The organism is Paenibacillus eucommiae (genome assembly GCF_017874215.1).
GTDB classification, from domain to species: Bacteria; Bacillota; Bacilli; order Paenibacillales; family NBRC-103111; genus Paenibacillus_AI; species Paenibacillus_AI eucommiae.
In genome coordinates, this window is sequence record NZ_JAGGLB010000032.1 from 78675 (window position 1) to 102187 (window position 23513).

Genomic DNA, 23513 nt, shown 5'->3' on the forward strand with positions numbered 1-23513 from the left:
AATATACTGTATGCGTAAAAGATGAGAGGGGTTATTTTTATGTTGAAAAGAACTAGTCTATTAGTATTGATCGTCATTACTTCATTAACTATTTTAACAGCCTGCGGATCGAAAAAGGAAGCAGCACAAAACATCGAATTTCTAAACGTATCCTATGATCCAACTCGCGAACTTTATGATAATTATAATAAAGCATTCGCTAAATATTGGCTAGACAAAACCAAAGAAAATGTGACTTTCAAGCAATCCCACGGGGGTTCAGGCAAACAAGCAAGATCCGTTATTGACGGAATAGAAGCAGACGTTGTAACCTTGGCGCTGGCTTATGATATCGACTCCATTTCGGAGAAAGGGTTCTTAGGTGCTGATTGGCAGAAACAATTTAAAGATAACAGCACGCCTTATACGTCTACAATCGTCTTTCTGGTTCGCAAAGGTAATGAAAAGGGCATCAAGGATTGGGATGACTTGGTTAAACCAGGCGTGCAAGTAATTACCCCTAATCCTAAAACCTCAGGAGGAGCACGTTGGAACTATGTTGCAGCTTGGGGATATGCACTTAAGAAAAACAATAACGATGAGGCCAAAGCTCAGGAATTTGTAGAAAAGCTTTTCAAGAACGTACCTGTTCTAGATTCTGGTGCTCGTGATGCAACTAATACTTTTGTACAGCGCGGCATTGGTGATGTGCTATTGGCTTGGGAGAATGAAGCTTACCTGTCAATTAAGGAATTTGGTGAAGACAAATACGAGATCGTATCTCCTTCCATAAGTGTCCTTGCAGAGCCTCCTGTTGCTGTAGTTGATAAAATAGTGGATAAGAAAGGCACAAGAAAAATAGCTGAAGCGTATCTTGAATATCTCTACTCTGAAGAAGGTCAGACCATTGCAGCAGAAAACTTCTACCGGCCGCGTCTGGAGTCAGTAGCGGAGAAATTTAAAGATAGATTCCAAAAAATTGAATTGTTTACGATCGATGATCCTGCCTTTGGCGGTTGGAAAAAAACACAGGAAACTCATTTTGCGGATAAAGGCATTTTTGATCAAATCTACAAGCCATCCAAATAATAAGCAAGTGGTTCATCTCGTAGCAAAGATGCTGAGGCGTCAAAAGTCCGGCATCTTTGGTGCAACAACTTTATAAATCAAGGAGTCGTGTCCCTATGGCAAAAGTTTGGAAAGAGCGCAGCATACTACCCGGCTTCGGGATCTCGCTTGGCTTTACGCTCTTATATCTGAGTATCCTGGTGTTGATTCCGATTATCGCCTTATTTGCCAAGACACTCGATTTGACATGGGCTCAGTTTTGGGAAATTGCAACAGACGAACGTGTTGTAGCATCCTTGAAATTAAGCTTTGGTGCTTCCTTCATGGCTGCACTTGTCAATGCAGTATTTGGTTTTATTGTTGCTTGGGTGTTGGTGCGGTACAGGTTCCCAGGTAAAAAAATTCTGGACGCCTTAGTGGATATGCCATTTGCATTACCTACGGCTGTAGCAGGTATTGCTCTAACGACACTTTATTCGGAAAATGGCTGGATGGGAAAAATATTGACTTCATGGGGCATCAAAGCAGCTTACTCGCCGCTAGGCATTGTTATCGCGCTGACTTTTATCGGAATCCCTTTTGTAGTGAGGACCATTCAACCTGTTCTCGAGGAACTGGACAAAGAATATGAAGAAGCTGCCGTAAGTCTTGGAGCACACCGTTTCAAAACATTCATAAAAATTATTTTTCCTGAAGTGCTGCCAGCATTAATAACCGGTGCTACGCTGGCATTTGCCAGGGCTGTTGGTGAATATGGATCCGTTGTTTTTATATCCGGAAATATGCCTATGAAGACAGAAATTGCTCCGCTCTTGATTATGACTAAACTGGAACAATTCGATTACGCTGGCGCCACAGCGATCGCTGTAATTATGCTCGTTATATCCTTTGTTTTGCTTCTGCTTACCAATTATCTGCAATGGCGGATGAACCGCCGTCTGCAAGCAGAGTAGGGGGGAATATAAATGGCTGGTTATGTATCGACTAAGTTTGGCGCAAAGACAACTGAAAGACCTCAGCATATTTCGGAACCAAAAGCGGTGAAATGGGTGTTAATCACTGCTGCTGTATTATTTATGACACTTATTCTTATATTACCTATAATTCTTGTATTTGTTGAAGCGTTCCGTAAAGGAGCAGAGCTTTATTTGGCTTCCTTGAGAGAACCAGATGCCGTTTCGGCAATATGGCTGACTCTCAAAACTGCTGCTATTGCCGTTCCGCTCAATGTAATTTTTGGTCTTACAGCTGCTTGGGCCATTACAAAATTCAAGTTTCGCGGCAAAAATTTTCTAATTACACTGGTGGATCTGCCTTTTGCGATTTCTCCTGTAATTGCCGGATTGGTGTTCGTGCTCTTGTTTGGCGCTCAGGGCTGGTTCCCTTGGCTGCAAGAGAATGGCATAAAAATTATTTTTTCTCTGCCTGGCATTGTACTGGCAACGATATTTGTTACATTCCCCTTTGTAGCCAGAGAGCTCATTCCTCTCATGCAGGCTCAGGGTACACAAGAAGAAGAAGCCGCGGCGACTTTAGGTGCCAGGGGTTGGCGTATATTTTGGAAGGTAACCCTGCCTAACATTAAATGGGGCTTGCTCTATGGTGTTATTCTCTGTAATGCGCGAGCGATGGGGGAGTTCGGTGCTGTATCCGTCGTATCCGGACATATTCGTGGATCTACGAATACCATTCCGCTGCATATCCAGATCTTGTATAACGAATATCAATTTTCAGCGGCGTTTGCGGTTGCTTCCTTACTGGTTCTACTTGCCGTGGTGACATTGATTGTCAAAACACTTGTCGAATGGAAGTTTAAACAGCATGGAAATCCAGCTCAAGTCGAAAGCGGGGAATAAGAATATGCATATTTCAGTAGAAAAATTAAGAAAAAGCTTTGGCTCATTTGAAGCGGCGAAGGATGTTAGCTTTGAGATCGAGAAGGGAAAACTGATTGGGTTTCTTGGACCGAGCGGCGGAGGTAAAACAACCATTTTGCGCATGTTGGCGGGATTGGAACAGCCGGATTCCGGAGATATATTTTTTCATGGAAAAAAAGTAAACGACCTAACACCTCAAGATCGGCATATCGGCTTTGTATTTCAGAATTATGCACTTTTTAGGCATATGACCGTATATGAGAATATTGCTTTCGGTCTTAAAGTGAAAAAAAAGAGCAAGCAGGAAATTAAAAACCGTGTATCGGAGCTGTTGGAGCTGACAGGCTTGAAAGGGCTGGACAACCGCCTTCCCAATCAATTGTCAGGAGGACAACGCCAGCGTGTTGCTTTCGCCAGAGCTTTGGCACCAGAGCCCCAGCTGCTGCTGCTCGATGAGCCGTTTGCCGCTATCGATGCCAAGGTTCGCAAGGAATTGCGCAGCTGGCTTCGGGAGATGATTAATCGCGTTGGTATTACGACGATCTTTGTTACCCACGATCAGGAGGAAGCCGTAGAAGTAGCCGATGAAATTATGATCATCAATCAAGGACGCTTGGAGCAGAAAGGCTCCCCGTTTAATATTTATAAAAACCCGGAAACCCCTTTTGTTGCAGGATTTATTGGTGAATCCAACCGTCTTGACGATATCAAAGGCTTAAAGGGCTTTACCGACGGCTTGCAGAATGCCAAGGCTATTATTCGTCCAGAGTTTATCGATATTGGGCTTGAGAAAGAAATTTCTTATCGTTCTGCTGCTGAAGAGGGCACGGTTCGCAACGTCTTCTTCAGGGGAACCAACTGGCAAATTGAAGTTCAGGTGGGACCTTACAAATTATTCGGATACCGCTCCTTGGAACAAGAGACGCTCAAGCCGGGAGACCGTGTATGTATATTGATTCATCGAATTTATGAATATAATGGGGAGAATGCGCTAATATTGGAGAATAAACTCAAATATGATCCCTTGCCTGTGCATATTTAATTAAGAAAGGAAGACTGTCCTATGGAGCATCACATCACGATTCCAAGCGAGGAAGCTGAATTGGCGGCAACCCTCCACTATCCTACTAACAATAAAGCGGGTGCTCCTGGATGTGAGCGCTGGCCGCTAATTCTCATCTGTCATGGCTTTATCGGCTCCAGAGTTGGAGTAGATCGCCTGTTTGTCAAAGCCGCCAGGGAATTCAGCGCTCAGGGCTTCCTGGTCCTTAGATTCGATTATGGCGGCTGCGGCGAGAGCACGGGGGATTATGGTGCTGGCGGAATAGATATTATGATCGAACAGACCAGAAGGGTTATCGATTATGCATTAAGTATGGACTGTGTAGACCTGAGTAGGGTGATATTGCTGGGGCACAGCCTGGGAGGCGCAACGGCCCTCCTGACTGCTGCGAAGGACCATCGTGTAAAGACACTTGTTCTATGGTCTGCGGTAGCCTATCCGCATAATGATATCGTAAGAATAGTGGGAAAAAGCGAATATGAGAAGCTTGAGCCTGGTGGAGCAATCGACCACTTTGGCTACTCACTTACTACCCGCTTCTTCGAATCTATGTCTTTGAATCAGCCTTATGAACAGCTCCGCAAATTTAAAGGCGATGTATTCATTGCACACGGAACAGCGGATGAGATCGTTCCCGTCGACTATGCACCCTTGTATCAGAAGTTGTTTTGGCTGCGCCAAGAGGGACAATGTGACCTGGAGCTTATATTTAAGGCGGATCATACCTTTTCTTCTCAATCAACACAAGAGGAGCTATTTACTAAAACACACGAATGGTTATCGTTTATCCATAAACGCAAAAAAGACTGGAATGACTGGACCATATAAATGTAAGTTAAAACAGGATCATATGGAGGGATGACAATGGCTAAGCCGCTAGAGCTTGATGATGTGTGGGTGGAACGAATTAAATACATTTTAAACGGGCTGGAATATGGGACCGTACAAATCGTCGTCCATGATGGGAAAATAGCCCAAATCGACCGTACGGAAAGAAAAAGGTTTGACAGCACGGCACAGCCGGTTAAAGCAGCGCAAAAAACACCAAAGCATGATCCAAATGCTTTACTGACTTTGCCCAAAAAAAATCAAGGATAGACGTAATTTTGAGTTAGAGGCCAAAAAGTTAAAAACTGTTTTTCCATGCTGAATTTGCGGTTTGGGGAAACGGTTTTTTTTCTTGAACTTACTGGAGAGCATAAGCTTTTTGGTGGAAACCAGGAGTGAGTAGGCTCATTGATGTGGTGCAGTTTAACAGAGGTAAAGGGTGGAGAAAATCCAGATTTTCATTGGCATCACGATCCCTCCATTCAGGAACCAAACCCTCATTGTCTGTTGGTGCTGAACGTTATACAATTAAGGCAAAGGAGGCGCGAATGAAAACCAAACACTTTACTTTGAAAGTTGACGACGGCACCGAAATATTCGTCTATGTTTGGCTGCCGGAGGTTGAAGGCGGTGTCAAGGCCGTTGTGCAGATTGCGCATGGGATGGCAGAAACAGCAGCACGTTATGAGAGGCTGGCCAGGAGACTGACCGAAGCAGGCTATGCTGTGTATGCCAATGATCATAGAGGGCATGGGAAGACAGCAGGGACGCCTGAGAAGGTTGGTATTCTGGGGCCCGATGGTTTTAACCTTATGACAGAAGAGATGGCCAAACTCACTGATCGGATTCACTCCTTTCATAAAGAGGTTCCGGTAATCCTGTTTGGGCACAGCATGGGTTCATTTTTGACTCAGCAATATATGTACCGCTTCCCGGACAAGGTCAATGGAATCATACTGTCTGGTTCTAATGGTCCCCAAGCTTCTACACTTACTGCTGCTGTTTGGATAGCTAAGCTGGAAGCGAGACTTAGAGGTGAGCAGCATCGCAGCAAGCTGTTGGACCGTCTTTCGTTTGGTGCTTATAATCAAAATTTCCGACCAAACCGCAGTGCATTTGACTGGCTCAGCAGAGATACCTCCGAGGTAGATGCTTACATGCAGGACCCATTCTGCGGGGTTGTTTTTACATCCAGCTTCTTTCGTGATTTCTTTAAAGGACTCCTTGAAATTCATCTTCCTGAAAATATGAAGCTTATTCCTAAAGAGCTCCCTGTTTATGTGTTCTCTGGCGATGAAGATCCAGTTGGTGGTAGGGGGAAAGGGATTAGAAAGCTGCTAGCGATTTATACCCAGCTAGGACTACAGCATGTAAGTAGTAAGTTATATTCTGGCGGCCGGCATGAAATGTTGAATGAGCTGAATCGTGATGAGGTTACGGAAGATATTATAGAATGGCTTGGAAGCATTGTCCGTTTATAGTCTAGTCTATTGTCTTGTCAATAATCGGGTAGGGCGGAGGATCCTCCATCATACGGGTGTATGAATAGGGGAGTCCGCAAGCTCTTCCGCAAACACTAATAGAAAGCTTCATGAAAGGCTGCTGTTCAGTGTTAGCACGGTAATTTCCGGCCGGCAGAGAAAGCGCAGAGGAAAGATTGTGGTGCCAATGCCCCGGGTCGTATAAATTTGCAGCTTGGAATTATCTGCTTGATAATGACCCATCGCATATTTGTTGCCATGAGGGGGAAGCACTAAAGCTCCTATCAGCGGCAAGCGGATTTGTCCACCATGACTGTGGCCTGATAATTGCAGATCTAAAGAATAGGGAGCAGCGGCATCGGCATAATTGGATGAATGAGAGAGTAATAAGGAAAATGCGTCAGGATCGGTATCCTTCATCGCTCGTTTGATATCCGGCCTGCCGACAGACATATCATCGACGCCAACTATTTGTATGGCCTGATCGCCTTTGCTGATATACTGATGCTCATTCAGTAGTGTAGTGAAGCCACCGGCCTGCAAGACAGAGATCGTTTCTTGATATCCGCTATAATAATCATGATTGCCTAAACATGCCCATTTGCCAAGAGGTGCTTTCAATTGTGCAAGCAGCTCACTGACCTTCGAAGGATTCTCGCCTACCTCCTGATCGAATAAATCGCCAGTAAAGCAAATAAGGTCAGGCTTCTCTTTCATAATTCTATCAATGAGTGTGCGTAAATTAGAGTTATCGAAGTGATATCCAAGATGAACATCGCTGAAATGAACGATACGGACACCACGGAAAGCTGCGGGCAAACGATCAAAAACAAGGCGTGTGTATGTAGTCTCATACCATCTAGGTTCTATTAAAGTCGAGTAGCCTCCAGTAAGTCCTCCTGCGATAAGAAGTCCTGCCGCGGCATATATGCTTTTTTGAAGAAAAGATCGTCTCGTCGTAAGATTTTTTTGTTTCATTAAAATGGGCACCTTCTGTTCGTTTTTCTTATTTAAGCTCCAATTTATTTGCAACCTGACTCTGCTAGACTTATAATAATGTTTATCTGTTCAGAAAGGGAGTTGTAGACATGGCAAAATGGAAGGAACTAACGTCCTTAGAAGAATGGCAGCAAATATACAATGAATCCACAGCTAAACCAGCTGTTGTATTAAAGCATAGCACGACATGCCCGGTCAGTGCGAGCGCTCTTGAAGAGTTCGATGAATATTTGGCGGCAACGCCAAATGAGGGTGTGGATTATTACATGGTGAAGGTCATTGAAACCAGACCGGTATCCAATCAAATCGCTGAAGATTTGGGAATCAAGCACGCTTCTCCGCAAATTCTTTATTTCAAGAACAAAGAGTCCGTCTGGAATACCTCACATTGGTCAGTAACGGCAAAGCATATCGCCGCGGTGCTGGATTGAGATGATGGAACTTCTTTAATGCCAAGGCCCCGGGGATATTCTCTGGGGCCTTGAGCGTGTGCTTCACTTAACGATGTTTTTGATCGTTAAAATAAGTTCTCCAAGTCAACCAGTCACGTTAATGATGATTTTCATCGTTAAAAGAGGACGGATGGCGACACTGAGTGGTAAAAAGGGATTTTAACGATGTTTTTCATTGTTAAAGTATAGTTGTGGAGGCGACTGGTGCTTTTTAACGATGAAAAACATCGTTAAAGCAGCAGAACCCCTTGGTTGTGCCCGCTGGCGGGGTCGAACTTCAGTCGCAGCGGCTTGGCCCGCGGGGAAATCTCGTTCCATCCAGAGAAAAAACCTTGCTGGTAGTCCGTTTGAGCTTGGTGTTCGTGCGATCGTAGCTAAAGAGAGGGAATGGCTGTGGGCGGAAGAGCGGAAGCGTCCGCCTTTAAAGATTTGTTCCTACCTCCTCATGTATACCATTCAAGGGAACAAATCTTTAACAGCGGCTGGAGCCCACAGCCATTCCCTCCGTCATGCACCAACGCCATGAACACGCTCATCAAAGGACGCAGCAAGACGTTTTTCTCACCTAACTGTTGTTCTTAAACTCGTTTTTAATTTCAAGAAGTAACTCAGGATTTGCTATAACCGTATATGCGGTCAGTGCAAGTGCTTTGGCTGTAAAAACCATTGCATCCAGTGCACTATCCAGCATAGCTAGATCTCTGAACTCTTTGGTATGCAGCGAAAACCTTTGATCCACAACCTTTACAAAGGGGTGAATTGTTGGGCAATGAGTCGAGACATTCCCTAAATCCAAAGAACCATGGTCTTTACCAGTTTCAATATCATCCTTATTAATTCCTAGAGCAGCTAAATTATCAGTAAATATACGCGACAAAGCAGCATTAGTCCTTAGCTCATCATATGAATACTCATAATTGGAGGTTTGCAGGGAACAGCCGGTTTGCAGCGCGGCGCCTTCAGCGCAGCGGAGAACTTTCCTGACAAGCTCATCAGTGTAAGTACGGGAAGCAGAGCGGACATAGAACTTGGCAGCTGCATAGTCAGGAATAATGTTAGGAGCTTTCCCTCCATCGCTAATAATCCCATGTATTCTGGCATCGCTTGAAAGCTGCTGACGCATAGCGTTAATCGAATTAAACAATTGCAGAACAGCGTCTAGGGCATTTATTCCCTCGTAAGGATTAGCAGCAGCATGCGCTGCTTTGCCGAAATATTTGAACTGAATGGCGTCCATTGCAAGGGATTCTCCGGAATGTTCATAGGCATAATAAGGATGAGCCATCAGCGCGAAATCGACATCATCGAATAAGCCCGCTGCAGACATAGGAACCTTTGCCCCTTTGGTTTCTTCGGCTGGTGTGCCGTATACGCGGATCGTACCTCCGAGTTCATCTATAACGGATTTCAGACCGATAGCTGCACCGATACTCATCATGCAGATCAGGTGATGCCCACATGCATGCCCAAGGTCTGGGAGTGCATCATACTCTGCCAGAAAAGCCACAATAGGTCCTGGTTTACCCGTATCGTAAGTCGCCAGAAATGATGTGGGAATATCGAGCACTGCCTTTTCCACCATAAAGCCATGCTCTTCCAAAACTTCAATCAGCCGGGAGGATGCCATAAATTCCTGATGTCCAAGCTCCGGATTGGCGCCAATAAAAGCGGATATTTCTTTAAATTGTGCTGCATGTAAATCAATGGTTTCCCGGATGGTTTGCTCCATAGCTGAGATCTCCTTATGTTCAACTTCTTGTTATTAGTTATATCATAGTATATACAGCGTTTAACTACCACTTTGCTGACAGATGCGTTACAATATTTTCATACATATTATTAAAAAGAAGCATGGAGGTGAGCCAGCAATGATGAAATATGGCGCGGACCCGATCGAGCATAAGTTTATTCTTCATTGTACAGAAATTGAACATAGAGGGCAGTGGGTGGATGTTTTTTTATCGCTGCAGCTCGCAGCAGATGAGAAGCTACCTGAAGGCTTATTGTCGCCAAGTGTACTGGTAATATGCAGCCAAGATGGCAATATCGTTCAAACGGTGCTGCATGATGAAGGCTGCGATAGTGAGTTTCAATTCACGTACACGGAGAAAGAAAAAGTGGAGCGTTTTATTCAAGATCAGATAGTCGGTCTCCTTATTAATAAAAGATGAAAAAACAAAGATGCTGCTGCAGTTCCTTTACATAGGGTAGGGGGCTATGGTTAAATGGAAGTATACAAGAATAAAGGGGTGAGTACTTTGGAAAATATAACGAATGAGCCTTCAACACATGAGTCCTGTGGTGCTTCGGATGAAAGAAAAAGTCACCATTCAGATAAAATTAAGTCGAATTTGATTAGCCGTTTAAATCGGATTGAGGGGCAAATACGGGGTGTCAAGGGACTTATTGAAAAGGATACTTATTGCGATGATGTGCTAAACCAGATTTCCTCTATCCAATCAGCGCTAAACGGGGTAGGAAAGCTGCTTCTGGAGAATCATATGAAGAGCTGTGTCATTGAACGTATTCAAGATGGTGATAGTGAAGTTATAGATGAGCTGCTTACAACGATTCACAAGTTAATGAAATAAATGAAAAATCTAGATAAAAAAATAGCAAATAACCATCGTGGGGGTTCTGCGGAACCCTTGGTTGCAATACGAATTGCAAGAAAAGTTGGAATTTCGCTTGACTAAATATACTATAGGGGGGTATACTAAAAACAGATTCACAAACCATTTTATAAAAGGAGAAATAAACTATGAAAAATGTAACTTTGCAAGTTGAAGGCATGTCCTGCAATCACTGTGTCAATTCTGTTGAAAGTGCCTTGAAAGCATTAGGCGCAGTTGGAAAAGTCGATTTATCAAGCAAGACGGTTGCCATTCAATATGAGGAAGCCAAGTTAGAGCTGGACACTATTAAGGAAGCAATTGAAGAGCAAGGCTATGAGGTTGTGAAGTAATAAAGCTTGAAAAATGGAAGAGTCAAATCAATTGAGTCAAATCAATAGCTATAAGAACTGAGGTGACCGTGCGTGGCAGAAGCAAACAGTAAACCAGCAGAGCACACTTCTCTGCAAATAACAGGCATGACGTGTGCAGCGTGCGCGAATCGGATTGAAAAAGGTTTAAATAAACTTGACGGGATCAAGGAAGCAAATGTGAACTTCGCCATGGAAAAGGCAACGGTCACCTTTGATCCCTTAGTTACAAATGTTGTGAAAATGGAACAAAGCATTCAGAAGCTTGGGTATGGAACGGTTAAAGAACAGGTCGATCTACAGCTTATCGGTATGTATTGTGCAGCATGTGCGGCAAAAATTGAGAAATCATTGAACAAATTACCCGGGGTAACAACCGCTACTGTTAATTATGCAATGGAATCTGCCCGAGTAGCTTACAATCCAGCTGTTATATCGGTAATTGACATTCAGCAAAGAGTGGAAAAGCTGGGCTATAAGGCGGTTCTGAAGGAAGAGCAAAGCGACCCGGCGGAGCATCGCAAACAAGCAATCTCGAAGCAAAAGCAGAAGCTATTGCTTTCCATCATATTATCTTTTCCTTTACTGTGGTCGATGGTCAGTCACTTTTCATTCTTGTCCTGGATCTGGATGCCGGAACTGTTCATGAATCCATGGTTTCAATTGGCGCTGGCTACCCCCGTGCAGTTTTATATCGGCAGGCAATTTTATGTGGGTGCTTACAAGGCACTTCGCAATAAAAGCGCCAATATGGACGTATTAATATCGCTGGGCACTTCAGCAGCTTACTTTTACAGCTTATATTTAACGCTTGATTGGGCCGCTGGAGCAGCTGAAGCTCATCACGGTCCGGAAATGTATTATGAAACGAGTGCGGTTCTAATTACACTTGTTATCCTTGGCAAGCTATTCGAGTCTTTAGCCAAAGGGCGGACGTCTGAAGCTATCAAAACATTGATGGGCCTGCAGGCCAAAACAGCGCTCGTAATCCGGGACGGACAGGAGCTAACAATCCCTACTGAAGAAGTACAGACAGGTGACGTGGTGCTTGTGAAGCCAGGGGAAAAGATTCCTGTCGATGGAGAAGTGATCGAAGGCAGCTCCGTTGTGGATGAATCGATGCTGACAGGTGAAAGCATTCCCGTAGAGAAGAAGGCAGGAGATCAGGTTAGCGGAGCAACTTTGAATAAGAACGGCCGGCTGATGGTGAAGGCGACTAAGGTTGGCAGAGAAACAGCACTTGCGCAAATTATTAAAATTGTGGAAGAAGCTCAGGGATCAAAAGCACCTATTCAACGGGTGGCGGATGTGATTTCAGGTATTTTTGTACCTATTGTTGTTGGTATTGCTGTCTTGGGCTTTGTTATATGGTATTTATGGATCACTCCTGGCGATTTCGCCCATGCGCTGGAAATAGCCATAGCCATACTTGTTATAGCTTGTCCATGTGCGCTGGGGCTTGCCACCCCAACCTCGATTATGGCTGGCTCAGGACGCGCCGCGGAGCTGGGTGTATTGTTCAAGGGCGGAGAGCATCTGGAATCCACACACAAAATCGATACAATTATTCTGGATAAAACGGGTACTGTAACAAAAGGAAAGCCGGAGCTGACCGATATTATCGTCGATTCCCTGGACGAAGCTTTATTCCTGCAATGGATCGGAGCCGCGGAAAAAAATTCAGAGCATCCTCTGGCAGAAGCGATTGTGTCCGGCATTGTGGCAAAAGGAATCAAGCTTCCGCAGACGGATGAGTTTGAAGCGATACCCGGATTTGGAATCCGCGCGATTATTGAAGGTAAAGAAATTCTTGCTGGAACCCGGAAGCTGATGGGCCGTTATGAGGTTTCGGCAGAGCATGCTTATGACACCATGTCCAAGCTTGAGTCAGAAGGAAAAACAGCGATGTTGATCGCGGTGGATCGGCAATATGCCGGATTGATAGCAGTAGCTGATACGATCAAGGAAACTTCCAAAGAAGCGATCGCAAGGCTTAAGCAAATGGGTATTCAGGTCATTATGATTACCGGGGATAATGAACGTACAGCTCAGGCGATAGCCAAGCAAGTCGGGATTGAGCAGGTAAGAGCAGAGGTACTTCCTGAAGGCAAGGCAGAGGAAGTTAAGAAGCTGCAAAATCAGGGCAAGAAAGTAGCAATGGTGGGTGACGGGATCAACGATGCGCCAGCATTAGCCATGGCTGATATCGGAATGGCAATCGGTACGGGTACCGATGTGGCGATGGAGGCAGCAGATGTAACACTGATGCGCGGCGATCTGAACAGCATCCCGGATGCGATTTATATGAGCCGCAAAACGATGAGTAATATTCGCCAGAACCTCTTCTGGGCTCTCGGTTATAATACGCTCGGCATTCCAATAGCGGCTTTGGGCTTACTGGCACCATGGGTAGCTGGAGCAGCAATGGCATTAAGCTCCGTTTCAGTTGTCCTGAACGCACTTCGTTTACAGCGAATGAAATTATAAAAAGGACAGAGAGCTTCACTGATGATGAGAAGCTCTCTGCTGCCGCGTAGTGGCAGCATCATGCTTTTAGATCACATAGAGAATTACGCAAATAAAGTGGCAGAAGCTTCCGGCTAAAACAAAAATATGCCAAATGGCATGATGGTAGGGCACGCGCCTCCAAACATAGAAGATACTACCGAATGTATACAGCAGACCACCGGTGACCAGCCAAACGATGCCTGGAAAAGGTATATTCTCATAGAGCGGTTTGATGGCAAAAACAATTAACCAGCCCATCAGGATATAACATAGCGTAGAAGCCAGTATGAATCTTTTCACATAAAATATTTTGAGAATAATTCCTAGGATTGCAAGCCCCCATACGATTCCGAACATAGACCAGCCGAGAGTGCCGCGCAGGGTCACAAGCAGAAAAGGTGTGTACGATCCAGCTATTAACAGGTAAATCGCAGCGTGATCGAGAATTTCAAAAATATCCTTCGCTTTGCGTTGTTGAATACTATGCAGTAAAGTTGAGCAGGTGTAAAGGACGATGAGAGATACGCCGTAGATGCTAAAGCTTACAATATGCCAAGAATCTCCATAATGTGCCGCCTGAATAATCAACAATACAAGAGCTGCAATACTAAGCAGCACACCTATGCCATGACTGATAGCATTGGCAATTTCCTCACGAATAGAATAACTCATCTAGCTCCACCTCATTTGTCCGCAGTTTTTGTGTTGTATATAGGACGTTGCATCTGCAATTTTCCCTTCATTATTGTGGTCGAGTGAAAGTGCTAAGATGGGAAAAACCCCAAAGTATACTTCAATGGTGAAGTCACTTGGGGTTTTTTGGCCTGAAGCTACCTTTATGAAAGCGGAAACTGAGTAGTTACAATTTCGGGATCTTGTGTATCGATCAGTGGAGAAAGCTCGTTTTGGTAAATCAGCCAAAGCTCATGGAGAGAGCGTGTGCAGCCCACATACAGCAGCTTGGCATCCAACATGTCCCTTGAATAATGATCTGTGTCCACATCCATCAAAATGACAGCGTCAAATTCCAGGCCTTTGGCCAAATATACGGGCAGAACGGAAATACCGCCTTTATATTCCCTTTGCTTAGCCGTAATTAGATTGCAAGCAAAGCCGGCTTGCTGGAGAGCCTGGTCAAGTTCTTCGGCATGCTTTTCGGTGCGTCCAATAATAGCAATTGTCGAGGAAGAACCTTCACGAATGCGGTTCAACGTCTTCACCAGTAAAGGAAGTCTGTCTGTCTCTGTTGTTTGAAGGACTCTGACTTTATCCCCGCTGCGGAATACGGGAACAGCCAGGAGGTCAGTTGAAACTCCTCGTGATAATACACCGTTGGCAAACTGGATAATCTCAAATGTGGATCGATAGCTTCGTTCAAGCTCGAAATATCCCGTTTGTTCATCTGGAAAAAGGGTGAGAAGCTCATCCCAGCTCCAGATTCCCTGATATGCATGAATACCTTGCGATAAATCTCCAAGTATAGTAAAAGAGTTGTTGCGTGTGTATTGATTCAGAATAGCCACTTGAAAAGGGGAAAAGTCCTGTGCTTCGTCAATAACAACATGGTCAAATATTGCAGCGGATCGAATCCCATGAAGCCTGATATGAATGAATAAAAGCGGAGCAAGGTCCTCTAGTTGAACTTCTTTCCGCTTAAACAGCTTAATAGTAGCTTCTACAATGGGTTCTGGTATTGGACGAAGCAGTTGTAAGGACAAGGTTCCAGGCTTGGCAGCTGTCTGGTAGAGCATTTGATACAAGCTGAAGGAAGTATACTCAGGCCATGATTTTAAGAAGGTTCGAAGACGCTGTGCAGAGCTTTTCTTCAATTCCTTCCTGCGGCTCGTTTCCCAAACTCGCTCCAGCTCCATTTCCAGCCAGCGCTTGATTCTAGCGACTACACGCTCTCGGCGTTTAGCTAAAGAATAATGCTTGTTTTCTACAAAAAACCAAGCTCGAATGGTTTGTAGGGGCAGCAGAAGGCCTTCCCATGGCTGAAAATCGGAAGTGGGGATATAAGAAGCTTCGAAGCGCACGAGCCACTCATCCAAATCCTGCATAAAAGCGATAGACCCTTTGTAGCGGCCAGGGGTAAATTCGTCGATTACTGGACGCTTCGGACCTGTTGCGAACCAGGTGGTCAAAGACTTGCTGGCATCAACGAGCTTCACATCCTGCTCCAATAAATCCAAAGCCCAGTCCGTAAAGGTGCTTTGCTGAATATTTCCTACGCCGAGTTCTGGCAGAACACCTGAGATATAATCCAAAAACATCCGGTTGGGTGCTAAAATAACCATCTTTTCCGCGTGAATTTGATCCCGGTACTGATAGAGCAGGAAGGCAAGCCGATGCAGAGCTACGGTTGTTTTACCGCTTCCTGCTACACCTTGAATCATTAATGCAGTATTTCTCGCTGAGCGAATAATACGATCTTGCTCCGCTTGAATCGTAGAAACGATATCCCGCAGCTTATTATCTTTGTTCTCACCTAGCCGGTAGAGCAGAAATTCATCGTGGGCTGCCAAAGTGCTATTTTCCCGGTCGTACGTATCGACAACTCTTTGCAAAATCTTTTCCCGTATGACCAGGTTGCGCTTGAGATAAACCAGTCCTTCAATAAGTCCGTCAGGTGAATCATAGGAAGCGCCGGAGAGTCCACCTGTAAAAGAATAAAAAAGGCTGGCCACAGGAGCACGCCAATCAATGACCAGGAGATCGCCTGTATTCTCTTCATGCACTCCGGTTTTCCCGATGTACAGGGGTATCGGCTGCTGTATGCCAGATTCTTGAAAATCCAGTCTCCCAAAATAAGGTTCGATGACAGCCTTGCTCAAATTTCGCCTCATATGCTCGCGTTGACTCTCAAGCACTTGCTCGTTAGCATCCGTACCGAAGTACACCGGAATTGAACGCAAACGCGCGAGCTGCTCGTCAATTCCCTTATTCGTTTGTTCAAGCCTATTCAGCTCTTCTTGATAGGCACTTTGAGTCTTTTCTTCCAAGATCAGTTACCTCCTAAGTGGATATTCTCATAAAATGGAAGATCAACTATACCATAGTGCAAGGACGCAGGCAAGGTCAGGTCAGCAGAGATAGGGGAATAAAACCAATTATGATATACTACAGAAGTATTCCAAAAAAGGAGGCGTGGAAATTGAGTTCTATTTATGATATCAAGGTGACAACAGCTCAGGATGAATCAAAGGCATTGGATGCTTACAAAGGCTCTGCGCTGCTCATCGTCAATTTAGCTTCTAAATGCGGTTTTACTCCACAGTACAAAGGGCTGCAAGAGCTCTATGAAGCCTATACAGATAAGGGGCTGACGGTTCTCGGATTTCCTTGTAATGATTTTGGAGGACAAGAACCTGGATCTATAGAAGAAATTCAGCAGTTTTGCTCCTTGAACTTTGGGGTTACCTTCCCGTTATTCGAGAAAGTAAAGATTGTCGGTGAGGACAAGCATCCACTTTATCAGTGGCTCACTGAACATTCAGAGCCGCAGGGTGATGTGAAGTGGAATTTCGAAAAATTCCTAATAGGCAAGGATGGACAACTGCTGGGACGTTATTCCAGTCAGGTAACTCCAGAAGATGATGGACTTCTAGCAGATATCGAGCAGGCGTTGAAATAATAGCAATAGTAGAAAATAAGCGGCTGTCCATGAGTAGTTATTTTACTTAGGGCAGCCAGTTTTTATGAACACGATCATCAAATAGATGCCAGAAGGTGGAATAAAAGAAAACACTGCACAATGGTAAGTGCAGTGCCAGTTAAGTCATTTAATAATTAAAACCGGGACCTTGGAGTTTTGTGTGACATGATGACTAACGCTACCCAGGAAAAATTCTCTAATATTGCCTAATCCACGACTCCCCATTACAATTAAATCACAGTTGTTTTTTTCAGCGTATTTCAAAATAGTTGATGCGGGCTGCCCCCTGTAAGAAGCATAGTTTATATTTATTGTTGGCGGAATGGATTGCTTTGCTTCCTCATAAAGTGACTTTATTGCATCTGTTTCATCGACATTTCCTACATAATAGGGGTAAGCAAAAGCATAGGTGGGATCATGTCTGACATGGATTACCATGATATCTGGCGATAATCCGTTTTCATGATTTTCCAGAGCAATAGCCACTGCTTTATACAGTGCTTTCTTCGAAAGATTGGAACCATCATATGCGACAAGGATTTTAGAAAATAACATGATAATCACCTCTCCGCAATTATTTGTTAGTTACAATTTTATTATATCATGAAATATATCTGAATAGTCTGACAAATTGAAAATTGGGCGCCCATTATTATAGTAGGAAACACAGGAGTGGGGATGCTTATATGGGAAGGAGGTACAGCTATGAAAATAGGTGTAATATCGGATACTCATTTGACGGATAAAGTGATTAAGCTTCCGGATGCTTTAGTAGAAGGACTAACGGGTGTGGATCTGATCTTGCATGCAGGGGATTGGATGAGTCCTCGTGTGATAGATCTGCTTGAGCGGATAGCACCTTGCAGCGGGGTCGCGGGAAATAATGACGGACAGGAGATTATCGAGCGTTTTGGGCGCAAAAGGCTGCTTACCTTGGATGGCTACCGCATCGGTATTGTTCACGGAGACGGCTATCGCCAAACTACAGAAGAGAGAGCCAGGGCCTCCTTTCTGGAGGAACGTCCTGATGTGGTTATTTTTGGACATTCACATATCCCTTATGTACAGCTGGTAGACGGCATTTTAATGTTCAACCCGGGATCTCCGACGGACAAGCGTAAACAACCGCGATTTTCATATGGTATTCTTGAGCTGAACGAACAAATCCATGCACAGCATGTGTTCTATGACAATAAGGCATAACTAGTGCGGCCCAGCCGGGGCGTCCTGGTTATATCAAGTCGTCTCATAAGAAAAGGTTAACCCCATTAATTAATGAAGTTAACCTTTTCTTTAGCAGATAAGCCAGTTTATGTGCTTTACAGTGATGAAGTGTGTTCGGTATGACCGTTCATTCTGCAGGGGAATCAGAAAGGGAATCACAAAGGGAATCACAAAGAAAGCGCTGATTTTCTTATTGCCACTATCCCCTTGCCTCGGGAAGCAGGAAGAAACCTCTCCTGGTAGTCCTTTTGAGCGTGAGCGTGTGGTCTTTGTATGCTGTGTGCTTCACATAACGATGTTTTTCATCGTTAAAGTGAGTGTTCAAAGTCAATCCGTCAAGTTAATGATGTTTTTCATCGCTAAATGATGGGAAATGGCCCCACTGGAGGGTTAAAAGGGATTTTAACGATGTTTTTCATCGTTAAAGTGAGGATGTGGAAGGGACCCGGTGCTTTTAACAATGAAAAACATCGTTAAAGCAGCAGATCCTTCTCAGCAGCGCGCGCTCTTCATTCCCAGCGCCTCGTCCGCGGGGAAATCTTCACTAATCAAAAGAAAAACCCTTGCTGGCTGTCCGTTTGAGCTTGGTGTTCGTGTGATTCGTGCGAATGTAGCTAAAGAGAGGGAATGGCTGTGGGCGGAAGAGCGGTAGCGTCCGCCTTTAAAATCTTTAACAGCGGCTGGAGCCCACAGCCATTCCCTCCGCAATGCACCCAATTTTCGAACACACTCCTCAAAGGACGCCGCAAAACGTTGTTCTCAACCGCCAGATACTGCTTGAAATACGACCAGCCTGTCGCCTTCCCGCAGAGGCAGATCGAGATTGTCGAGCCAAGCCAAATTGTCGTCATTGTAAAAGAGCAGCACATGCTGGCGAAGCTGACCGGACTCCGTATACAAATGAACTCGCAGCAAGGGATACATAACCGGTAACAGCTCTACAGCTTCACGCAGCGTTTGAGCTTCAAGCTCAAAGACTACTTTTCCTGAGGTGCAATCACGAAGTAAAGATGGGATACTAACGCTGATACGCATCTCATTCCTCCACGATCCAAGGTTTTACCGTTAAAATTCGGGAAAATTGGCCAGGTAAGCGTTCCCAGCTTGAGCCGCGATTCAAGGAAAGATAAACTTCACCTGAAGTGGTGCCGAAATAAAGCCCATAAGGATCTAGCGTATCAACCGACATGGCATCGCGAAGAACGCTTACATGACGCTGCTCTTCCGGTAGTACATCACCGATAGGCGCCCAGCTTTCGTCATTTACTAATTTGCCGTATACAAGCAGCTTGCCATCTCTCATAGAGCGTTGTTCACTGCTTTCAAGCGGAAGCAGAAATAAATCACCTGTCGGAGATACAGCGATCGGAAAGCCGAATGGCGCATCTTCACCACGCAATGTGAGCCCTTCTTCAATTGGAAACCAGCTGTCACCAGCATTGTTGGATTGGAATACGCCACCATGCTCCTGCATGTAAAGAATAGCCGGGTTTTGAGGGTCCAGCACCATCTTGTGAACACAGTAGCCAACCTCCGGAAATGGCATGCCTGTAGGAACACGGGAGAGCCCTTCGTTGCAGGTTTTCCACGTTTCTCCTCCATCATCACTGCGGAATACACCTACGGCAGACATGGCGACCCATATACGCTTGGCATTGTTCGGATCAATAAGAATAGTATGCAAACACATCCCCCCTGCGCCTGGATACCATCCGGGTCTCGTTGGGTGCTTGGTCAATCCATCCAGTTCTCTCCATGTCCGTCCTTGATCGCGGCTGATGAATAAGCCTGATTCTTCAACGCCTGCATACAGAGTTTGAGAATCTGAGGCCAGTCCAGCAGCAAGCTGCCATATGCGGTTTAAAGAAAAGCCGCTTTGTTCGGAATAAGACGGGCCTGTCTCAACTTGCTGCCAGCTTTGTCCCAAATCTGCAGAAATGCGAATAGTTGCGCCATAAGCTGCATGCGAGGTGCCCGCATAAATGCGGTTGCTTCCGTCACGACTATCACCAAGAACACTATAAACCTCCCATCCTGATAAGTAGGGTCCGTTCAGCGTCCAATTGCTCCGTTCTAAATTTGAGGAATAAACAAATAAGCCTTTATTCGTGCCGACGAGCAAATAAATGCGTTGTCCCATAAAGAAACCTCCTCTAAACGTATATGTAAATGAATTCTACACCATGAAAAATAATCCTTTTATCTATACCAAAGATGTATGTAAATGATAGTGAAGCATGCCGGATAACTGGAATTGGATCGATGTTTTTGTTAAAAAAAGAGGGTTTTTGAGAGTAAAGCTCGAATATAGGTTAGTTGAGCTAGCCTTAATAACATGCAAAAATCGACAAGAGGTATCCATGTGAAAATATTAGTTATAGCGGAAAAGCCTGATATGGGCCGTAATATCGCCGCGGCTATTGAGCCAAAGGCTGTTAATAAACGTTCTTATCTGGAAGGTGAATCCTACATCATCACTTGGGCGATTGGCCATTTGATCGAGCTGGCAGAGCCTAATCATTATGACGACAAGTATAAAAAATGGAGCATAGAGCATCTGCCTATTATTCCTGAGGAATTTAAGCTTATACCGAATCCGAGAACGCTGGATCAGCTCAAAGTAATTGCCGAGCTTGCCAAGCGATGTGACCGGCTTGTCAACGCATGCGATGCAGGACGTGAGGGACAGCATATTTTTTCATTGATTCAAAGGCATCTGGGTCTTGTTCAACCAGTCAAACGGCTGTGGATATCAGATCTTACAACGGAAACGATTCGCAGCGGCTTTGAGACGTTGAAGGAGGGGGCGGAATACGAGAACCTGACTCGTGCAGCCAGATCGCGAAGCGAAGCAGATTGGCTTATCGGTATGAACGGCACTCGTGCGTTTACTTCCAAGCATAATGTACTGCTCTCAGTGGGCAGAGTACAAACCCCGGTGCTGGCGCTTATTTTTGATCGGCAAAAGCAAATTGAGGCTTTTTCCTCCTTGAAATTTTTCGAGCTGGAAGGCCATTTCACTCAAGCTGAGGTCAGCTATAAGGGCATGTGGCAGGGGGAACGGATGACCGATAAGGAAAAGGTCGAGGCGTTAGCTGCTAAAGTGAAAGGTAAACCTGGGCGTATCACCTCCTATGAGGTTAAGGATACCAAAGAGTATCCGTTCAAGCTGTACGATCTGACCCTTTTGCAGCGTGAAGCCAATGGTAAATATGCTTTTTCAGCCAAAAAAACGCTGGATACCGCACAATCCCTTTATGAGAAGCATAAGGTGATTTCTTATCCAAGAACGAACTCCAACTATGTAACCGAGCAAAATATTCCGGAAATGCACAAAGCGCTGAACGCTTTGCAAGGAACGGCTTACGACGAGCTGGTGAAAGGTGCAAACCGGGGGCTGGTTCATAAAGGCAACAAGTTTATATGCAACCCTTCCAAGGTAGAGGATCATCATGCGATACTGCCGACCAACCGCAAAGCCACAGGGCTGAACCCTGATGAACAGAAGCTGTACGATCTGATTGTGCGCCGTTTTCTTTCGCAGTTTTATCCCGCTGCCGAGTATAAGGTTCATACCGTCATGACTGAGGTGGAAGCTGAGCTGTTCAAAACAACGGTCAAGGAGCTGCTGAGCCTGGGGTGGAAGGTCATTTATGCCGACCAGAAGAAGGAAAAGGTAAAGGCGCCTAAAGGAAAAGATAAGGAAGAAGAAGAGGAAGAAGAGATTGAAGTCAGTGAGCCCTTCTCTGTCAGGCAGGATGAGGGAATCCATTGCTCCGATGCGATAGTTAAGGAGAAAGATACGCAGCCGCCCAAAAATTTCACGGAAGGCACATTACTTAAAGCAATGGAAAGCGCCGGTAAGCAGATTGAGGATGAAGAGCTTCGTGATGCGATGAAAGATTCCGGACTTGGCACACCAGCAACAAGGGCTGCGACCATAGAGCGGTTGAAGAACGTTGGCTATGTAGACATGCAGGGGAAAAAAATCCAGATTACGCAAAAAGGACGAACCGTCATTGAGCTGATCCGCGGCGCAGGCATTGAACTGCTGACATCACCAGAAATGACGGGGCAATGGGAGCGTCGCCTTAATGAAATATCCCGCGGCACAGCCTCCGATAGTCAGTTTATGGAGAATGTAAAGAAATTTGCCACGCTTATAGTCGGGAAGGTTCGCGTACAAGCCAGAGCAGCCAAAACCTCCTTTGAAGGAGACACCAAGACAGTCGCTGCTGCAGCCAAAGGAAAGAAAACGGCTCCCAAGGCGAGGAGCAGTCAAACCCGCTCCAGTAAGGCGAGCTCAATAGCGGGTACAGCAAGTTCTCGGGCGGCAAGTCCCGGCACAGCGAGTCAGGCAAATGATGGGAACAGCACAAGTACACCAGTAGTTCTTGCAGGCTGCCCAAGACCCGGCTGTGGCGGTTCGATTTTTATGGGGCGCAAGGGCTATGGCTGTTCGCATTACAAAGAAGGCTGCAAGTTCGTTATCTGGAAGGAAAGCTATGGGCGCATGCTGACAGATGCTCAGGTCAAAGCACTGATCGAGAAGGGCAAGACTGGCAAGCTGAAGCTAAAGCTGGAGGATGAATCGGTGATGGACGGACGTCTTATATTGAAAAATACCGCAACTGGAGAAATTGGCACAGAGCAATAACATAAACAATTGAAAAAGGAGAGTCGCTTCCATGACTATCTTGAATAATGACTGGGCTCCTATATTGGAGCCGGAATTTCAAAAACCGTATTACTTGTCCTTACGTGAATTTTTGGTGGAAGAATACAATACAAAGGTCATATATCCGGATAAAAATGATGTTTTTTCAGCACTTCATTTGACTTCCTACTCGAATACTAAAGTCGTGATTTTGGGCCAGGACCCGTATCATGGCCCAGGGCAGGCACATGGACTCAGCTTTTCAGTTAAGCCTGGTGTGAAAGCTCCGCCTTCGTTGAAAAACATGTTTCAGGAGCTGCAATCAGATCTTGGCTGCTATATTCCCAATAATGGGTTCCTGATGAAATGGGCAGAGCAGGGGGTGCTTTTGCTGAACACGGTTCTTACTGTCAGACAGGATACGCCAAATTCCCACAAAGGGAAAGGCTGGGAAATATTTACCGACCGGGTTATACAGGCCTTGAGTGAACGTGAGCAGCCCGTAGTTTTTATTTTGTGGGGGAGTCACGCTCAGGCGAAGGGCAGCTTGATTGATGCCAGGAAGCATCGCATTATCCGCGGCCCTCATCCAAGTCCATTATCGGCTTATCGTGGTTTTTTTGGCAGCAAGCCTTTCTCACAAACAAATCAGTATTTGCTTGAGCTTGGCGAGAAGGAAATTGATTGGCAGATAGAGAATCTGTAAAATTTCAAGCTCATTATTCCAAGACCATGATTC

At 45.2% G+C, this 23513-nt stretch carries 25 protein-coding genes; 18 read left to right on the forward strand and 7 right to left on the reverse strand.

Annotated elements, in window-relative coordinates; all coding sequences use genetic code 11:
- The first annotated feature begins 39 nt into the window (after positions 1-39).
- From J2Z66_RS33225 to J2Z66_RS33255, 7 genes are all read left to right on the forward strand, one after another.
- Positions 40-1068: a sulfate ABC transporter substrate-binding protein gene (locus tag J2Z66_RS33225; RefSeq protein ID WP_209977077.1), complete on the forward strand. Its 1029-nt coding sequence runs from the start codon at positions 40-42 to the stop codon at positions 1066-1068.
- Positions 1069-1163: 95 nt separating this feature from the next.
- Positions 1164-2000, forward strand: a complete 837-nt coding sequence (gene cysT / locus J2Z66_RS33230; protein WP_209977078.1) for a sulfate ABC transporter permease subunit CysT — start codon at positions 1164-1166, stop codon at positions 1998-2000.
- Between the two features lie 12 nt (positions 2001-2012).
- Entirely contained in the window at positions 2013-2903 is an 891-nt protein-coding gene (gene cysW, locus J2Z66_RS33235; protein WP_209977079.1) for a sulfate ABC transporter permease subunit CysW, read from the forward strand.
- 4 nt (positions 2904-2907) lie between these two features.
- Positions 2908-3966, forward strand: coding sequence for a sulfate/molybdate ABC transporter ATP-binding protein (locus J2Z66_RS33240; protein WP_209977120.1), 1059 nt, complete (start codon positions 2908-2910; stop codon positions 3964-3966).
- A 21-nt stretch (positions 3967-3987) separates the two neighbouring features.
- Positions 3988-4815, forward strand: a complete 828-nt coding sequence (locus J2Z66_RS33245) for an alpha/beta hydrolase family protein (protein WP_209977080.1) — start codon at positions 3988-3990, stop codon at positions 4813-4815.
- A 36-nt stretch (positions 4816-4851) separates the two neighbouring features.
- The gene (locus J2Z66_RS33250; protein ID WP_209977081.1) at positions 4852-5085 is read left to right on the forward strand and encodes a YezD family protein; all 234 of its coding nucleotides are present in this window, start codon (positions 4852-4854) and stop codon (positions 5083-5085) included.
- Positions 5086-5363: 278 nt separating this feature from the next.
- Positions 5364-6296, forward strand: a complete 933-nt coding sequence (locus J2Z66_RS33255; RefSeq protein WP_209977082.1) for an alpha/beta hydrolase — start codon at positions 5364-5366, stop codon at positions 6294-6296.
- Between the two features lie 108 nt (positions 6297-6404).
- On the opposite strand, the gene J2Z66_RS33260 is transcribed toward J2Z66_RS33255, so the two are convergent.
- Positions 6405-7274, reverse strand: coding sequence for a metallophosphoesterase (locus J2Z66_RS33260; RefSeq protein ID WP_209977083.1), 870 nt, complete (start codon positions 7272-7274; stop codon positions 6405-6407).
- A 110-nt stretch (positions 7275-7384) separates the two neighbouring features.
- On the opposite strand from J2Z66_RS33260, the gene ytxJ reads away from it, so the two are divergent.
- Positions 7385-7726 carry a bacillithiol system redox-active protein YtxJ gene (ytxJ, locus tag J2Z66_RS33265; protein WP_209977084.1) on the forward strand — a complete coding sequence of 114 codons (342 nt, stop codon included), beginning with the start codon at positions 7385-7387 and terminating at the stop codon, positions 7724-7726.
- A gap of 238 nt (positions 7727-7964) precedes the next feature.
- Positions 7965-8273, forward strand: coding sequence for a hypothetical protein (locus J2Z66_RS33270; RefSeq protein ID WP_209977085.1), 309 nt, complete (start codon positions 7965-7967; stop codon positions 8271-8273).
- Positions 8274-8312: 39 nt separating this feature from the next.
- Here J2Z66_RS33270 and J2Z66_RS33275 read toward each other — a convergent pair whose 3' ends face one another.
- Positions 8313-9476, reverse strand: coding sequence for a M20 family metallopeptidase (locus tag J2Z66_RS33275; protein WP_209977086.1), 1164 nt, complete (start codon positions 9474-9476; stop codon positions 8313-8315).
- 139 nt (positions 9477-9615) lie between these two features.
- On the opposite strand from J2Z66_RS33275, the gene J2Z66_RS33280 reads away from it, so the two are divergent.
- From J2Z66_RS33280 to J2Z66_RS33295, 4 genes are all read left to right on the forward strand, one after another.
- Complete coding sequence (locus tag J2Z66_RS33280) at positions 9616-9918, forward strand: hypothetical protein (RefSeq protein ID WP_209977087.1); 303 nt, start codon at positions 9616-9618, stop codon at positions 9916-9918.
- Between the two features lie 54 nt (positions 9919-9972).
- A complete protein-coding gene (locus tag J2Z66_RS33285; RefSeq protein ID WP_209977088.1) occupies positions 9973-10338 on the forward strand; it encodes a metal-sensitive transcriptional regulator in 366 nt (121 codons plus the stop codon).
- Positions 10339-10508: 170 nt separating this feature from the next.
- Positions 10509-10712, forward strand: a complete 204-nt coding sequence (locus J2Z66_RS33290) for a copper ion binding protein (RefSeq protein WP_209977089.1) — start codon at positions 10509-10511, stop codon at positions 10710-10712.
- A 72-nt stretch (positions 10713-10784) separates the two neighbouring features.
- Positions 10785-13217 (forward strand): heavy metal translocating P-type ATPase, encoded by a 2433-nt coding sequence (locus J2Z66_RS33295; RefSeq protein WP_312894893.1) that lies wholly within the window; start codon positions 10785-10787, stop codon positions 13215-13217.
- Positions 13218-13283: 66 nt separating this feature from the next.
- Here J2Z66_RS33295 and trhA read toward each other — a convergent pair whose 3' ends face one another.
- Both trhA and J2Z66_RS33305 read right to left on the reverse strand, forming a co-directional pair.
- Entirely contained in the window at positions 13284-13910 is a 627-nt protein-coding gene (gene trhA / locus J2Z66_RS33300; RefSeq protein WP_209977090.1) for a PAQR family membrane homeostasis protein TrhA, read from the reverse strand.
- 164 nt (positions 13911-14074) lie between these two features.
- On the reverse strand, positions 14075-16240 hold the full coding sequence (locus J2Z66_RS33305) for a HelD family protein (RefSeq protein ID WP_209977091.1): 2166 nt from the start codon (positions 16238-16240) through the stop codon (positions 14075-14077).
- A gap of 110 nt (positions 16241-16350) precedes the next feature.
- Between J2Z66_RS33305 and J2Z66_RS33310 the strand changes: the two genes are divergently transcribed.
- The gene (locus tag J2Z66_RS33310; RefSeq protein WP_209977092.1) at positions 16351-16872 is read left to right on the forward strand and encodes a glutathione peroxidase; all 522 of its coding nucleotides are present in this window, start codon (positions 16351-16353) and stop codon (positions 16870-16872) included.
- Positions 16873-17016: 144 nt separating this feature from the next.
- Here the strand turns inward: J2Z66_RS33310 and J2Z66_RS33315 are convergent, their stop codons facing one another.
- Complete coding sequence (locus J2Z66_RS33315) at positions 17017-17448, reverse strand: universal stress protein (protein WP_209977093.1); 432 nt, start codon at positions 17446-17448, stop codon at positions 17017-17019.
- A gap of 150 nt (positions 17449-17598) precedes the next feature.
- Here J2Z66_RS33315 and J2Z66_RS33320 point away from each other — a divergent pair, with 150 nt between their 5' ends.
- Positions 17599-18096 carry a metallophosphoesterase family protein gene (locus J2Z66_RS33320; RefSeq protein WP_209977094.1) on the forward strand — a complete coding sequence of 166 codons (498 nt, stop codon included), beginning with the start codon at positions 17599-17601 and terminating at the stop codon, positions 18094-18096.
- Between the two features lie 481 nt (positions 18097-18577).
- Entirely contained in the window at positions 18578-18769 is a 192-nt protein-coding gene (locus J2Z66_RS33325) for a hypothetical protein (RefSeq protein ID WP_209977095.1), read from the forward strand.
- Between the two features lie 107 nt (positions 18770-18876).
- Here J2Z66_RS33325 and J2Z66_RS33330 read toward each other — a convergent pair whose 3' ends face one another.
- Both J2Z66_RS33330 and J2Z66_RS33335 read right to left on the reverse strand, forming a co-directional pair.
- On the reverse strand, positions 18877-19152 hold the full coding sequence (locus tag J2Z66_RS33330; protein ID WP_209977096.1) for a MoaD/ThiS family protein: 276 nt from the start codon (positions 19150-19152) through the stop codon (positions 18877-18879).
- 1 nt (position 19153) lies between these two features.
- Complete coding sequence (locus tag J2Z66_RS33335) at positions 19154-20257, reverse strand: WD40/YVTN/BNR-like repeat-containing protein (protein ID WP_209977097.1); 1104 nt, start codon at positions 20255-20257, stop codon at positions 19154-19156.
- A 222-nt stretch (positions 20258-20479) separates the two neighbouring features.
- Here J2Z66_RS33335 and J2Z66_RS33340 point away from each other — a divergent pair, with 222 nt between their 5' ends.
- Both J2Z66_RS33340 and J2Z66_RS33345 read left to right on the forward strand, forming a co-directional pair.
- A complete protein-coding gene (locus tag J2Z66_RS33340) occupies positions 20480-22774 on the forward strand; it encodes a DNA topoisomerase 3 (RefSeq protein WP_209977098.1) in 2295 nt (764 codons plus the stop codon).
- Between the two features lie 31 nt (positions 22775-22805).
- Positions 22806-23480, forward strand: coding sequence for a uracil-DNA glycosylase (locus J2Z66_RS33345; RefSeq protein WP_209977099.1), 675 nt, complete (start codon positions 22806-22808; stop codon positions 23478-23480).
- Positions 23481-23513: the final 33 nt, after the last annotated feature.